Source organism: Streptococcus oralis (assembly GCF_021497945.1).
In the GTDB taxonomy this organism is placed as follows: Bacteria; Bacillota; Bacilli; order Lactobacillales; family Streptococcaceae; genus Streptococcus; species Streptococcus oralis_BR.
Genome location: NZ_CP046524.1, coordinates 407,501 through 421,893 on the forward strand (window position 1 = coordinate 407,501; position 14,393 = coordinate 421,893).

12 protein-coding genes and 4 tRNA genes (1 of these 16 cut by a window edge) are annotated in these 14,393 nt (G+C 38.7%); 14 read left to right on the forward strand and 2 right to left on the reverse strand.

Features of this window, described 5'->3' with window-relative positions:
* The 5 genes from GOM47_RS02140 to GOM47_RS02160 form a co-directional block, all read left to right on the forward strand.
* Positions 1-23, forward strand: a tRNA-Phe gene (locus GOM47_RS02140); it begins 50 nt to the left of the window's first position.
* A gap of 18 nt (positions 24-41) precedes the next feature.
* Positions 42-112 (forward strand) — tRNA-Gly (locus tag GOM47_RS02145).
* A gap of 34 nt (positions 113-146) precedes the next feature.
* Positions 147-220, forward strand: a tRNA-Ile gene (locus tag GOM47_RS02150).
* Positions 221-226: 6 nt separating this feature from the next.
* Positions 227-314: transfer RNA gene (locus GOM47_RS02155), tRNA-Ser, on the forward strand.
* Positions 315-458: 144 nt separating this feature from the next.
* Positions 459-1,163 carry a hypothetical protein gene (locus GOM47_RS02160; protein WP_195216960.1) on the forward strand — a complete coding sequence of 235 codons (705 nt, stop codon included), beginning with the start codon at positions 459-461 and terminating at the stop codon, positions 1,161-1,163.
* 104 nt (positions 1,164-1,267) lie between these two features.
* On the opposite strand, the gene birA is transcribed toward GOM47_RS02160, so the two are convergent.
* Together birA and GOM47_RS02170 are read right to left on the reverse strand one after the other, a co-directional pair.
* On the reverse strand, positions 1,268-2,206 hold the full coding sequence (birA, locus tag GOM47_RS02165; RefSeq protein ID WP_235080914.1) for a bifunctional biotin--[acetyl-CoA-carboxylase] ligase/biotin operon repressor BirA: 939 nt from the start codon (positions 2,204-2,206) through the stop codon (positions 1,268-1,270).
* Positions 2,203-3,063, reverse strand: coding sequence for an AraC family transcriptional regulator (locus GOM47_RS02170; RefSeq protein ID WP_235080915.1), 861 nt, complete (start codon positions 3,061-3,063; stop codon positions 2,203-2,205). Before GOM47_RS02170 ends, birA begins: the two co-directional genes overlap by 4 nt.
* 107 nt (positions 3,064-3,170) lie before the next feature.
* Between GOM47_RS02170 and GOM47_RS02175 the strand changes: the two genes are divergently transcribed.
* The 9 genes from GOM47_RS02175 (at position 3,171) to GOM47_RS02215 (ending at position 14,201) form a co-directional block, all read left to right on the forward strand.
* The gene (locus GOM47_RS02175) at positions 3,171-5,333 is read left to right on the forward strand and encodes an alpha-galactosidase (RefSeq protein WP_235080916.1); all 2,163 of its coding nucleotides are present in this window, start codon (positions 3,171-3,173) and stop codon (positions 5,331-5,333) included.
* Positions 5,334-5,345: 12 nt separating this feature from the next.
* Positions 5,346-6,596, forward strand: coding sequence for an extracellular solute-binding protein (locus tag GOM47_RS02180; protein WP_235080917.1), 1,251 nt, complete (start codon positions 5,346-5,348; stop codon positions 6,594-6,596).
* Between the two features lie 18 nt (positions 6,597-6,614).
* On the forward strand, positions 6,615-7,487 hold the full coding sequence (locus tag GOM47_RS02185) for a carbohydrate ABC transporter permease (RefSeq protein ID WP_235080918.1): 873 nt from the start codon (positions 6,615-6,617) through the stop codon (positions 7,485-7,487).
* A gap of 16 nt (positions 7,488-7,503) precedes the next feature.
* Positions 7,504-8,337 carry a carbohydrate ABC transporter permease gene (locus GOM47_RS02190; protein ID WP_000711270.1) on the forward strand — a complete coding sequence of 278 codons (834 nt, stop codon included), beginning with the start codon at positions 7,504-7,506 and terminating at the stop codon, positions 8,335-8,337.
* A 195-nt stretch (positions 8,338-8,532) separates the two neighbouring features.
* Complete coding sequence (gene gtfA, locus GOM47_RS02195; protein WP_235080919.1) at positions 8,533-9,975, forward strand: sucrose phosphorylase; 1,443 nt, start codon at positions 8,533-8,535, stop codon at positions 9,973-9,975.
* Between the two features lie 131 nt (positions 9,976-10,106).
* Positions 10,107-11,300 carry an O-antigen ligase family protein gene (locus GOM47_RS02200; protein ID WP_235081267.1) on the forward strand — a complete coding sequence of 398 codons (1,194 nt, stop codon included), beginning with the start codon at positions 10,107-10,109 and terminating at the stop codon, positions 11,298-11,300.
* Positions 11,301-11,443: 143 nt separating this feature from the next.
* A complete protein-coding gene (locus GOM47_RS02205) occupies positions 11,444-11,887 on the forward strand; it encodes a MarR family transcriptional regulator (protein WP_235080920.1) in 444 nt (147 codons plus the stop codon).
* Positions 11,888-11,959: 72 nt separating this feature from the next.
* The gene (locus tag GOM47_RS02210) at positions 11,960-12,688 is read left to right on the forward strand and encodes an ABC transporter ATP-binding protein (protein WP_235080921.1); all 729 of its coding nucleotides are present in this window, start codon (positions 11,960-11,962) and stop codon (positions 12,686-12,688) included.
* A complete protein-coding gene (locus GOM47_RS02215) occupies positions 12,681-14,201 on the forward strand; it encodes an ABC transporter permease/substrate-binding protein (RefSeq protein ID WP_235080922.1) in 1,521 nt (506 codons plus the stop codon). Before GOM47_RS02210 ends, GOM47_RS02215 begins: the two co-directional genes overlap by 8 nt.
* Positions 14,202-14,393: the final 192 nt, after the last annotated feature.

Genomic DNA, 14,393 nt, shown 5'->3' on the forward strand with positions numbered 1-14,393 from the left:
CGGTTCGATTCCGTCTCGCGCCATTTTATGGGATTCTTTATGCGGGTGTAGTTTAGTGGTAAAACTACAGCCTTCCAAGCTGTTGTCGCGAGTTCGATTCTCGTCACCCGCTTTGAACTTTGTTCAAATTACCAAGTTTTTAACTTGGGCGCGTAGCTCAGGTGGTTAGAGCGCACGCCTGATAAGCGTGAGGTCGGTGGTTCGAGTCCACTCGTGCCCATTAATAGGAGAATTACTCAAGAGGCTGAAGAGGACGGTTTGCTAAATCGTTAGGTCGGGTAACTGGCGCGGGGGTTCGAATCCCCCATTCTCCGTACTTATAGAGCTAGTAAGCTCTTTTTTTTTTGTTTGTATTTCTTTTAAAATAATAGTGAGAAAAAATTTTTAATATAGCAACAGCTTTGCTAGGTTTAGTGCTATAATGGGAATAAAGATTTTGAGATATTAGGTGATTCTATATGAAAAATGGAATAAAATTTTGTAGTATTTTTTATAGATTTATACTATTTATATTTGTAGTGATTTTAACTGGGATTTCGATGATCTTAGATACAACAGAAGCTCAAATTCGCTTTTTAAATCTATCCTTGATTGTTGGGCAAGAGGAGTTGAGGATTGTTACAGTTGTGGTTTTGCTCCTTACTTTTCTTCTATCCTTCTTGCTTAAATGGAAATGTTCAATTCATAAAAAAGGGATTTATCTAAGAAAAATTGATTTGTTTGTAGCTTGGGATGAGATTAGAGGTCTTAGCCATGTCTGGATCAATGAATATCATCGTGGACCTCATGGTTTCCTGTTCTATAATCGTAAGACGCTGGTTATTTATAGGAAAAATTACCAGCCGATTTGCCTTTATAATATTTCATTATTGGCCTTATATGTGGCTAAATGTTATCATCCAAAATTGAAAACCAATATAGTCTTAGCAACGTTAGCAAGTCTCTTCAATATGGCTTTAAATGCATGGTTCTTGTATGAGATGTTTAGTAAAAATTTGGTGAATATAAAAGCTGAAGTCTTTATGTTTTGGGTGCTTTTATATGCTGTTAAAGTTTTTGCGCTGCCATTGATTATGCTTGAATATGAGAATCACTGCTATGGAGCTTCTTTGGTACATAGCACGGCATATAAAAAGAATGCCTCAAAAGCTATCCACCTGTAAATTGTTGATAGGAAGCTAGCTATTTATATATCTGTTACTTTCTACATTCAAACAGCACTATATGCTTGCTAGATGAGATTCTAGACATCATATAGTGCTGTTTGTTAAGCCCAGCTAGTGAGTGAGATTTCACCACTATTGAGCCAGATTTCTGTCTGGTCATCAAGCTGAATAAGGAGTTGTCCTTTGTCGGAGATGTCCTTGGCGACTCCTTTTTTTTTAGTCTGATCTTGGATAAAACTGACCTCTCTTCCTAGAACAAGAGAGTGTTCTTTATAAAGGTAGAGTAGTTCTTCAGGTGCTGTTTGGTAGAAACAACGCCAAATTTCTGAGATTAGTTCGTTTCGTGTGATAGGTGCAGGTGGCATAAATAGGCTACCTGCTTTTTCTTTTAGGTCTTCTGGGAAGTCTTCTATAGCAAAGTTTATTCCAAGTCCGATAATGACATCTGTAACCAAGCCTGTCTCAACTGATGTCATTGCTTCGGTGAGGATACCTGCTATTTTTTTATTTTTAAAGTAGATGTCATTTACCCATTTGATATCTACTTCTATCATAGTTAGGTTTTTAATGGCTTTGTAGACTGCAGCAGCTACAAGGAGAGTATAGGATGGGAGCTTTTCGTAGTGAAGGTTTGGTTGAATATGCAGGGACATATAGATGCCTCCCTGAGATGGGGAATAGTAGGGACGTTGAAAGCGTCCACGACCTGCTGTTTGACAGGTTGAAAGATAGAGTGTATTTCCTTTGTTTCCAGCTTCAATTCCTTCTTTTGCATCTGTTTGGGTTGATTTGGTCTCAGGTTTGTAGTGAACGATTAAGTTGGTTTTCTCTTGAATCAAATCAGGCAATATCAGGTCGCCTTGAATAAGCTTGTAGCCTCTATTTTTGATACTGTCAATTTCTAGGCCTTCTTGTTGAAGACGTTGGATTGCTTTCCATATGGACGTGCGGCTTAAATTCAGTTCTTCTCCGATTTTTTCTCCGCTAACATAATCGTTTTCTCTAGCTAATATTTGGTAAACTAGTTGGTGTGATTTCATTGATTTTCCTTTCTAGCTGAGAGGGAATGAGAGTATTCTTTTCGAGTTTGACTAGGTGTTTTATGAAAATACTGCTTGTAGGCTTTTGAGAAATGTAGTGGATCTGAAAAACCCACAGAATATGCAATGACTTTGATCGTTTCATTGGTGTGTTCTAGTAACTGTTGAGCGCGCTTCATTCGAACGAAAAGTAAATACTCTTTTGGAGAGAGTTGGTGAAACTCTTTAAACACACTAGTTAAGTAACTTCTATGAACCGATAGCTCTTTAGCTAAATCTTGAATGGTGAGCGATTGTGGATAGTGACTATCAATTAATTGTTTGCAGTCAAGATAGAGTTGGTGGGTTGATGAAATATTCTCTTTTTTCTGTTTGGGAGCAATAGTTCCTAGATGAAACATTAGTTCATGGAGTTGTCCCATGATGTGGAGTTGAGCCAATTCATTTGATTTTGTAATCTGAGCGAAGCGGACAATATCTGAGATGAGTTTTGCAGTTGTTTGTGTATGACAGTTATTTGACTGGATGAGGTAGGATTGGTCAGAAATTTGAGATAGAGCAAAGTAGTCAGGTGCCCTCCCTCCGGAGATCCCCAACCAGTAGTAAGCCCAAGGATCCTGGCTATCTGCTTGATAGAATGTTAATTCATCTGGTTTTAGTAAAAAGAAATCTCCTGTCTTTAAATCAACAATTTTCCCATTATAATGGAACTGACCTTTTCCTTTAGTAATGTAATGTAGTACATAGGTATCTCGAATAGCTGGGCCAAAAGAGTAGTTAGGCGTGCATTCTTCATAACCGTAGAAGCTAAGAGAGAGATCAATTGTTCCAGTCTGGTATTCTGAAAAAACGAGCATGGGCCACCTCCTACCTAACATTTTACCATACTTTAGAGACATTTTTCTATTTTAGAAAGCGCTTTTATTTGCTAAAATTTTATCAAGAAATGGATGAGGTACAATTTATGGGAATTCGGATAGAGAATAATCTATTTTACGTTGAGAGTAAAGGTTTAAGTTTGATTATTGAAAATAGGGATGGGTACTTATTATTAAAACATTTAGGAAAGACTATTAAGAACTATAGAGGTTCTAATAGTGTTTATGAACGCGATCATGCTTTTTCAGGTAATCCAACAGCTACTAATCGCACCTTTAGTTTGGATACGCAACGTCAAATTTTTGGACAACATGGTTTGGGTGACTTTAGAAAACCAACTTTACAGATTCAGCATGATGCAACTGAAGTAACAGACTTTCGATTTGTAGAAGCAAAGATTTTAAAAGGTCAGAATGGTCCACAGGGCTTACCTTCTCCTCACAGCATGGATGATACAGAGACGCTTGTCTTGATTTTAGAAGATCCTCAAGCTAAACTTAGTCTGACTTTGTATTATACAGCTTTTGATAATGATGCGACAATTGCTAGTTATAGCAAATTGGAGAATAATAGTAATCAGGAAGTTGTCATTCATAAGGACTTTTCTTTTATGGCTGATTTTCCTGCTGCAGCTTACGAAATAGTGACTTTACAGGGAGCTTATGCTCGTGAAAAGACTGTCCGACGTCAACAGGTAGAGCAAGGAATCTTTTCAATTAGTTCGAACCGTGGAGCTTCTGGGCATGCTCAAACACCAGCTCTTCTACTATGTGATCAAGGAGCTACAGAGGATGCTGGGAATGTGTTTGCTATTCAACTGATGTATAGTGGAAACTTCGAAGCTTTTGTCCAAAAAAATCAACTGAATGAAGTTCGGGTGGCTATTGGGATTAATCCAGAAAATTTTTCTTGGAAGTTGGATCCTAAGGAAAACTTTGAAACACCGGTAGCTTTAGTGGCCTATTCAGATAAGGGATTAACCGGTATCAGTCATGAAAGTCAGAATTTTGTACTTAAGCACATTATGCCAAGTAAATTTTCTAAAAAAGAACGCCCAATTCTTATCAATAACTGGGAAGCTACTTACTTTGACTTTCAGAGAGAAAAACTGTTAGAATTAGCAGATGAAGCTAAGAAAGTTGGAATAGAACTTTTTGTATTAGATGATGGGTGGTTTGGTAATCGCTTTGATGATAATCGTGCTTTAGGTGATTGGGTTGTTAATGAGAAAAAATTGGGTGGAAGTCTAGAAAGTCTGATTTCAGCTATCCATGAAAGAGGTTTGCAGTTTGGGCTTTGGTTAGAACCTGAGATGATTTCCGTTGATAGCGACTTGTATCGTAAACATCCTGACTGGGCTATTCAGGTTCCAGGTTATGAGCATACTTACTCTCGAAATCAATTAGTACTTAATCTTGCCAATCCCCAGGTATTAGGATATTTGAAAAATGTTTTAGATGAACTCCTCTCTCATCATAAAATTGACTACATCAAATGGGATATGAATCGTAATATTACTAATCTGGGGAATGGTTCAGTTTATCTGGAAACCCAGATGCAGTCTCATCAGTATATGTTGGGGCTTTACGAACTCGTTTCTTATCTGACAAAGAAACACAGTCATATTCTCTTTGAGTCCTGCTCTGGTGGTGGTGGACGAAATGATCTTGGTATGATGCGCTATTTCCCACAAGTCTGGGCTAGTGATAATACTGATGCCATAGCACGTTTACCTATACAGTATGGATCATCTTATCTCTATCCAACCATTTCTATGGGAGCTCATGTGTCAGCTGTACCGAATCATCAGATGAGACGAATGACACCATTGGAAACTCGTGGTCATGTAGCAATGATGGGAAATCTTGGGTATGAGCTTGATTTGACAAGTTTATCAGATGATGAGAAAGCTGAGATTGCTAATCAGGTGAACTTGTATAAAGAATTGCGACCAGTAGTCCAGTTGGGAAAACAGTATAGGTTAATCAATCCCAATGCTGAATCCAATGAAGCAGCTGTACAATTTAACTATGGAAATCAAACGATTGTAACCTACGTTCGAGTCCTATCAGTTGTGGAAACAATAGAAACAACTTTAAAGTTAAAAGATTTGGATGAAGAGGGACGGTATGAATTACAGGAAAATGGTGTAGTTTACTCAGGTGCAGAACTCATGTATGCGGGTATTACTATGGGGCTTCCACAGGGAGATTATCTCAGCAGGCAGTTACATTTCATTAGAAGATAAGGAGATAGAATCATGAGATGGTATAAAAAGATGAGCTTAATTGCTACTACAGGACTCTGCCTTTTGGGACTGTCAGCCTGTAGTAGTCAAGAGAAGTCAGCTGATGGCAAGGTAACGATTGAGTTTTTTAACCAGAAGACCGAGATGGCAGATACCTTGCAAAGGATAGTGGATGATTTTGAAAAGGAACACCCTAATATTGATGTGAAGCTGACTACAGTACCTTCAGCTGGAATTGTGCTAAAGACTCGGATTTTATCAGGAGATGTTCCAGATATTATTAATATCTATCCTCAAAATATGGATTTTCAGGAGTGGGCGAAGGCAGGCTATTTTGCAGATATGACGGGAAAACCCTATCTTGAGAACATCAAGAATGACTATGCCGAAAAGTATGCAATCAATAACAAGATTTATAGTGTGCCATTAACAGCCAACCTTTATGGAATCTATTACAATAAAACGAAGTTTAAAGAATTAGGGCTTGAGGAACCGAAGACTTTTAAAGAGTTTCAAGAGATTGTTAAAAAGATAAAAGATAGTGGAAATTCTCCGTTTGCGGTTGCAGGCAATGAAGGCTGGACATTAAATGGTTACCACCAACTTTCTCTCATTACCCTTACGGGTAGTGGAGACGCGGCTAATAACTATCTTCGCTTTTCAAAACCAAATGCTATTTCTGCTGATGATGCTATTTTAAAAGCAGATGCGGAACGTCTCGATTTATTAGCAGATAATGCTCAAGATGGTTGGCGTGGTGCTTCTTATAATGATGCGGTGGTAGCATTTTCGAGTGAAACAGCTTTGATGATGCCACAAGGTTCATGGGCATTAGCGGCAATTAATCAACAGGATCCAAAATTTGAGGTGGGGATGTTTGCCTTTCCAGGAGAAGAAGTAGGAAAAGAAGTCACTGTTGGTGCAGGGGACATGGCATTATCAATTTCAGCTACTACCAAACATCCGAAAGAAACCGAAGAATTTATCAGCTATATGACTAGTCCAAAAGCTATGCAGTCATACTATGATGTAGATGGATCACCAGTTGCGGTGAAAGGCATACAGGAAAAAGAAGATTCAGCTCTTGCAGATATTTCTAAACTGGCCTTTACGGACAAACATTATGTTTGGTTGGGCCAACGCTGGAACTCTGAAGAAGACTTTTTTAATCTAAGCGCAGGTTATCTGATGGATAAAAATCTGAAAAATATGGCAAACAATCTCAATGCTTTCTTTAATCCAATGAAGGCAGATTTGGACTAGAATAGGAGTTAAGATGATATGGCTATTCGAAAATTTTTAAATAAATACTGGGGTTGGACATTTTTGCTCATCCCGCTTGCTTTACAAGCTATCTTCTTTTACTTTCCAATGGTACAAGGCGCTTTCTATAGTTTGACTAACTGGACTGGATTGACCTATAATTATAAATTTGTTGGTTTGAATAACTACAAATTGCTGATGATTGATGGGAAATTCTTCACAGCGATTGCTTTTACTTTGGTTTTAACTCTGGCATTGATTATTGGAGAGATCACGATTGGGATGGTTGTGGCACGAGCCTTAAATTCTAAGATGAAGGGACAGACCTTCTTTAGAGCTTGGTTCTTTTTCCCAGCTGTTTTATCTGGTTTGACAGTTTCTTTGATTTTTAAACAATTCTTCAACTATGGTCTTCCAACGATTGGAAGAATTTTAGGGATTGGTTTTTTACAAGAGAGTCTATTAGGAACACCTGTCGGAGCGGTAGTAGCAACTATTTTTGTTCTTCTATGGCAAGGAGTAGCAATGCCAATTATTCTCTTTCTTGCTGGTCTTCAGAGTATTCCAAATGATATTTTGGAGGCGGCATCAATTGATGGTGCAACAAGTAAACAAACCTTTTGGAAGATTGAATTACCCTATTTGCTGCCAACGATTTCTATGGTTTTTATTCTGGCTCTTAAGTCCGGTTTGACAGCCTTTGACCAGATTTTTGCATTGACAAGTGGTGGTCCAAATAATGCTACAACGTCTCTTGGACTTTTAGTCTACAACTATGCTTTCAAGAGTAATCAATATGGATATGCGAATGCAATTGCCTTGATTTTATTCTTAATTATTGGAATTGTTTCTCTTATCCAAATCAAACTATCAAAGAAATTTGAAATCTAATAGAGGAGTCCTACACATGAAAAAAGAAGAAAAATTGAATCAGTTTTGGAAATATGTCCTCTTGATAGTCGGTGGTATTCTTATACTTGTTCCTTTGTTGGTAACAGTATTTAGTTCTTTCAAAACAACTAAGGATATCATGAATCATTTCTTTAGTTTGCCCAATCCTTTTACCTTAAGTAATTATGAACGATTAATTTCTGATGGAATTGGAGGCTATTTCTGGAATTCAGCAGTTATTACGGTGTTATCATTGATTGTAGTGGCTTTCTTTATACCAGCTGCAGCTTATTCCATTGCTCGAAATATGTCCAAGAAAAAAGCCTTTGCAATTATGTATTCGCTCTTGATCTTAGGGATATTTGTTCCATTTCAGGTGATTATGATTCCCATCACAGTTATGATGAGTAAACTCGGTCTAGCAAATATGTGGGGGCTAGTAATACTCTACCTAACTTATGCTATTCCACAGACTCTCTTCTTGTATGTTGGTTATATAAAAATCAGTGTACCTGATAGTTTGGATGAAGCTGCGGAAATTGATGGGGCTGATCGTTTTACAATTTATCGTCGAATCATTTTTCCAATGTTGAAGCCCATGCATGCGACAACTTTGATTATCAATGCTCTCTGGTTCTGGAATGACTTTATGTTGCCACTCTTGATTCTGAATAAGGATTCCAAGATGTGGACTTTGCCTCTCTTCCAGTACAACTACCAAGGTCAGTACTTCAATGACTATGGCCCAAGTTTTGCATCTTATATTGTGGGAATTGTAACGATAACCATTGTCTACCTCATCTTCCAAAAACATATCATTTCAGGAATGAGTAACGGGGCAGTGAAGTAAGAAAGTGCTTAGGGAATTTATAATTCCATACATAGATGAACAGTTCAGCTTGTTTACAATTCTATGTAGAAAAAAGAAAGTAGTACTTAGTTGCTTGCAGTCTATATTAGTACTGAACAAAAATCTAAAAATATCTTTCATTTACGAAGCCAGGTCATATAAGACTTGGCTTTCATCAGAAAAAGGAGACCATCTATGACCATTCAAAATAAAACTATGTTGATTACTTACTCAGATAGTCTTGGAAATAACCTTAAAGACTTGTATGAGAATTTGGAAGAACATTTTGGCGATGCTATTGGGGGAGTTCACCTTCTGCCATTTTTCCCGTCAACAGGTGATCGTGGATTTGCGCCTGTTGACTATGACGAAGTGGATCCAGCTTTTGGTTATTGGGAGGATGTTAAGCGTTTAGGTGAGAAATATTATCTTATGTTTGACTTTATGATTAACCATATTTCTCGTCAATCTAAATATTATAAGGACTATCAAGAAAAACATGAAGCTAGTGAATTTAAAGATCTCTTTCTAAACTGGGACAAGTTTTGGCCGGAAAATCGTCCGACACAAGCTGATGTAGATTTAATTTACAAGCGCAAGGATCGTGCACCAAAACAGGAGATCGTTTTTGCAGATGGTTCAGTAGAACATTTGTGGAATACTTTTGGTGAGGAGCAGATTGATCTTGATGTGACTAAAGAAGTAACGATGAAATTTATCCGTAAGACCATTCAGCACTTGGCAAGTAATGGGTGTGATTTGATTCGTCTAGATGCCTTTGCTTATGCAGTGAAGAAATTGGATACCAATGATTTCTTTGTAGAACCAGATATTTGGGATTTATTGGACAAAGTTCGAGATATCGCTGCTGAGTATGGGACAGAGCTCTTACCTGAGATTCATGAACACTATTCGATTCAGTTTAAAATAGCGGACCATGATTACTATGTTTACGATTTTGCCCTTCCAATGGTGACCCTTTATACTCTTTACAGTTCCAGAACAGAGCGCTTGGCAAAGTGGTTAAAGATGAGCCCGATGAAGCAATTTACGACACTAGATACCCATGATGGAATTGGAGTGGTGGATGTCAAAGATATCCTGACTGATGAGGAAATTGACTATGCTTCAAATGAACTCTATAAGGTAGGAGCGAATGTCAAACGTAAGTACTCCAGTGCAGAGTATAACAATCTAGATATCTACCAAATCAATTCAACCTACTATTCTGCGCTTGGAGATGATGATGTCAAGTATTTCCTCGCTCGTCTGATTCAAGCTTTTGCTCCAGGCATTCCTCAGGTTTACTATGTGGGTCTATTAGCAGGAAAAAATGACTTGAAATTGTTAGAAGAAACCAAAGAAGGTCGAAATATTAATCGTCATTACTATAGCAACGAGGAAATAGCAGAAGAAGTTCAACGTCCTGTGGTGAAGTCTCTTCTCAATCTATTTTCTTTCCGTAATCAATCAGAGGCCTTTGACCTAGAAGGAACTATTGACGTTGAAACACCAACAGCTCACAGCATTGTAATCAAACGTCAAAATAAAGACAAGTCCGTAACAGCAGTAGCAGAAATTGATTTGCAGAGTCAGACCTATCAAGTAGTGGAAAACGGCAGAAATATTCAGTTCTAGTGCTATATTGCTGACAGAATTTTTTGTAGTGAAAACGTGTTCATTGTTCCCAAATGACGGAAAAAATGGTAGAATATAAAGATAGTTTAGCATTTATCTTCTGGAGAAATCCAGAACAGAAAGGATCCGTTTTGAAATCAATTGGATTACTGGATAAGATAAGAGGGCTTTCGAAAAAAGATTTCTTTTTGTATTTGATGATCATAAGTATCTTTTTACCTTTTTATTTGTTCTTAGCCCTCTTTGCTTTATATTTGATAGGTTTACTTGTTACTGGGGAGATGAAGGGAATTATTAAAGGATTGGCCAAACATCCTGTACTTCTCTTTTTTATTGCCTACAGTAGTATCATCTCTATCGTCGCCAAGAACTGGCTTGGATTGGTTGCATCTTTACTGATGTTTCTCTTCCTCATTTTCTTTAGTTTTTACCAGAAACGTCTGACGCATGCTTTCTTTCGACTGATTCTGCAGACAATCTTGTTTGGTAGTGTGCTCTCTGCGGCTTTTGCTACTTTGGAGCATTTTCAAATTGTAAAGAAATTTAACTACGCCTTTCTTTCGCCCAATATGCAAGTATGGCACCAAAACCGTGCAGAGGTCACCTTCTTTAATCCTAACTACTATGGGATTATCTGTTGCTTCTGTATCATGATAGCTTTTTATCTCTTTACAACGACGAAGTTAAGATGGTTAAAAATCTTTTGTGTGCTAGCAGGTTTTGTGAATCTATTTGGTTTGAATTTTACGCAAAATAGGACGGCCTTTCCTGCCATCATTGCTGGTGCAATCATTTATCTTTTTACAACCATTAAAAACTGGCGTGCCTTCTGGCTCAGTATTGGAGTTTTCGGGATTGGACTTTGTTTCCTCTTCTCAAGCGATTTGGGAGTCCGTATGGGAACGCTAGATTCTTCAATGGAGGAGCGTGTTTCAATTTGGAATGCGGGTATGACTTTGTTTAAACAAAATCCGATCTGGGGCGAGGGACCACTGACCTATATGAATTCTTATCCGAGAATTCATGCACCTTACCACGAGCACGCGCATAGTCTTTACATCGATACTATTTTAAGTTATGGTTTGATTGGAACCATTCTTCTATCCATTTCTTCGGTTATCCCGGTTCACATGATGATGGATATGAGTCAGGAGTCTGGTAAACGACCAATTATCGGTCTTTATCTCTCCTTCCTTACAGTAGTCGCTGTACATGGAATTTTTGACTTGGCTCTCTTCTGGATACAGTCAGGATTCATCTTCTTGCTGGTTATGTGCAGTCTACCACTGGAACATCGAACACTGGTGTCCGAAATGACAGATTAAGTTGATCAAGATTAGAGATCTTCTACTTTAGGTAGGAGGTCTTTTTTGTTGGTAGAAATTATTTCCAAGTCGAAATAGTTGACAGATGGAACGACAGGTGTTACAATAAAAACAATTCGATATAGAAATAAAATGGAGAGGTCATGAAAGATAGTCATTTAGTTGCCCATCATATTCGTTTGCTGAATGGGCGGATTTTTCAAAAGTTACTGAGTCAGGATCCGGAGGCTCTTTATCGAAGTGAGCAGGGCAAGATTCTCACTGTTTTATGGAATAGTGAAACTGGATGTGCAACTGCGACAGATATTGCGCTGGCGACTGGTCTCACCAACAATACGCTCACAACCATGATAAAGAAACTTGAGGAGCAAAACCTGGTTACCATCAGTCCATGTGGAATAGACAAGAGAAAGAAGTATGTCGTTTTGACTGAACTTGGTTCGTCCCAGAAAGAAGTTGGCTATCGTGTTAGTCAAAAGTTGGATGCAATTTTTTATAAAGGATTCACTGAGGAAGAAATTCGTCAGTTTGAAGCCTTTCAAGAAAGAATTTTGGCTAATCTGAAAGAGGAGGAAAATGGGGTTTAGAATGGGGTAAATTAGTTATTAAAAGTTTGGTAACTTGACCAATCAAGGGAAGTTTTAAATTGAGGACAAAGAATGATTGAATACAAAAATGTAGCGCTACGCTATACAGAAAAGGATGTTTTGAGAGATGTCAATTTACGGATTGAGAATGGGGAGTTCATGGTTTTAGTTGGGCCTTCTGGGTCCGGTAAGACGACCATGATTAAGATGATTAACCGTCTTTTGGAACCCACTGATGGAAATATTTATATGGATGGCAAGCGCATCAAAGACTATAATGAGCGTGAACTTCGTCTTTCTACTGGTTATGTTTTACAGGCCATTGCTCTGTTTCCCAATCTAACGGTTGCAGAAAATATTGCCCTGATTCCTGAGATGAAGGGCTGGACTAAGGAAAAAATTGCGAAGAAAACAGAAGAGCTTTTAGCTAAAGTTGGCTTGCCAGTAGCTGAGTATGGGCATCGACTTCCGAGTGCATTATCTGGTGGAGAACAGCAACGGGTCGGGATTGTCCGTGCCATGATTGGTCAGCCTAAGATCCTCCTCATGGATGAGCCCTTTTCAGCTCTAGATGCAATTTCGAGAAAACAGTTGCAGGTTCTGACGAAAGAATTGCATAAAGAGTTTGGGATGACAACAATTTTTGTGACCCATGATACGGATGAAGCTTTGAAATTAGGTGATCGTATTGCTGTTTTGCAGGATGGAGAGATTCGTCAGGTGGCGAATCCCGAGACGATTTTAAAAGTGCCTGCAACAGACTTTGTAGCAGACTTGTTTGGAGGTAGTGTTCATGACTAATTTAATTGCAACTTTTCAGGATCGTTTTAGTGATTGGTTGACAGCTCTATCTCAACATTTGCAGTTGTCACTTTTGACCTTGTTACTAGCTATTTTTATTGCAGTCCCCTTAGCGGTATTTCTTCGTTATCATGAAAAGCTGGCGGATTGGGTCTTACAGATTGCAGGGATTTTCCAGACCATCCCGTCTCTTGCCTTGTTGGGGCTCTTCATCCCCTTGATGGGAATTGGGACCTTACCGGCCTTGACAGCTCTAGTGATTTATGCTATTTTCCCGATTTTGCAAAATACCATCACTGGTCTGAAGGGAATTGATCCGAGTCTGCAGGAGGCTGGGATTGCCTTTGGGATGACCAGATGGGAGCGTCTCAAGAAATTTGAAATTCCACTTGCCATGCCTGTTATCATGTCTGGGATTCGGACGGCAGCGGTCTTAATTATCGGTACAGCAACCTTGGCGGCCTTGATTGGGGCAGGGGGGCTGGGTTCCTTTATCCTTTTGGGAATTGACCGTAATAATGCCAGTCTGATTTTGATTGGGGCAATTTCTTCTGCAGTGCTAGCCATTGCCTTTAATTTCCTACTAAAAGTGATGGAAAAGGCAAAATTGCGGACGATTTTTTCTGGTTTTGCCTTGGTGACAATATTGCTTGGTTTGTCTTATAGTCCAGCCCTCTTAGCTCAAAAAGAGAAAGAAAACTTGGTTATTGCTGGGAAATTGGGTCCAGAACCAGAAATTTTGGCTAATATGTATAAGTTGCTGATTGAAGAGAATACCAGTATGACTGCGACTGTTAAACCGAATTTTGGGAAAACAAGCTTCCTCTATGAAGCTCTGAAAAAAGGGGATATTGATATCTATCCTGAATTTACTGGTACGGTGACTGAAAGTTTACTTCAGCCATCACCTAAAGTAGGTCATGAGCCAGATCAGGTTTATCAAGTGGCGCGTGATGGCATTGCCAAACAGGATCATCTGGCTTATCTCAAACCTATGTCTTATCAAAATACCTACGCTGTAGCTGTTCCGAAAAAGATTGCTCAAGAATATGGCTTGAAGACCATTTCGGACTTGAAAAAAGTGGAAGGGCAGTTGAAGGCAGGCTTTACACTTGAGTTTAATGACCGTGAAGATGGAAATAAAGGCTTGCAGTCAATGTATGGTCTCAATCTCAATGTGGCGACCATGGAGCCAGCCCTTCGCTATCAGGCAATTCAGTCAGGTGATATTCAAATCACGGATGCCTATTCGACCGATGCAGAGTTGGCGCGTTATGATTTGCAGGTCTTGGAGGATGACAAACAACTCTTCCCACCTTATCAAGGGGCTCCACTAATGAAAGAAGCTCTTCTCAAGAAACATCCTGAGTTGGAGACGGTTCTCAATAAATTGGCTGGTAAAATTACTGAAAGCCAGATGAGCCAGCTCAACTACCAAGTCGGTGTTGAAGGCAAGTCAGCAGAACAAGTAGCCAAGGAGTTTCTACAAGAACAAGGTTTGTTGAAGAAATGATGGGGCAGAGACTTTAAACATACTGAACTCAACTCCCTTAAACAACTAGATAAAAGAATGCTCAGACAATTTCGTCTGGGCTTTTTGGGTGTCAGAATTAATGATTTTCATTTTTAAATGGAAAATAAGAGGAAATTTTTAGGATTTTCTAAAATTTTACTGTAAATACACTTGACTATTCAGAAATTAGGT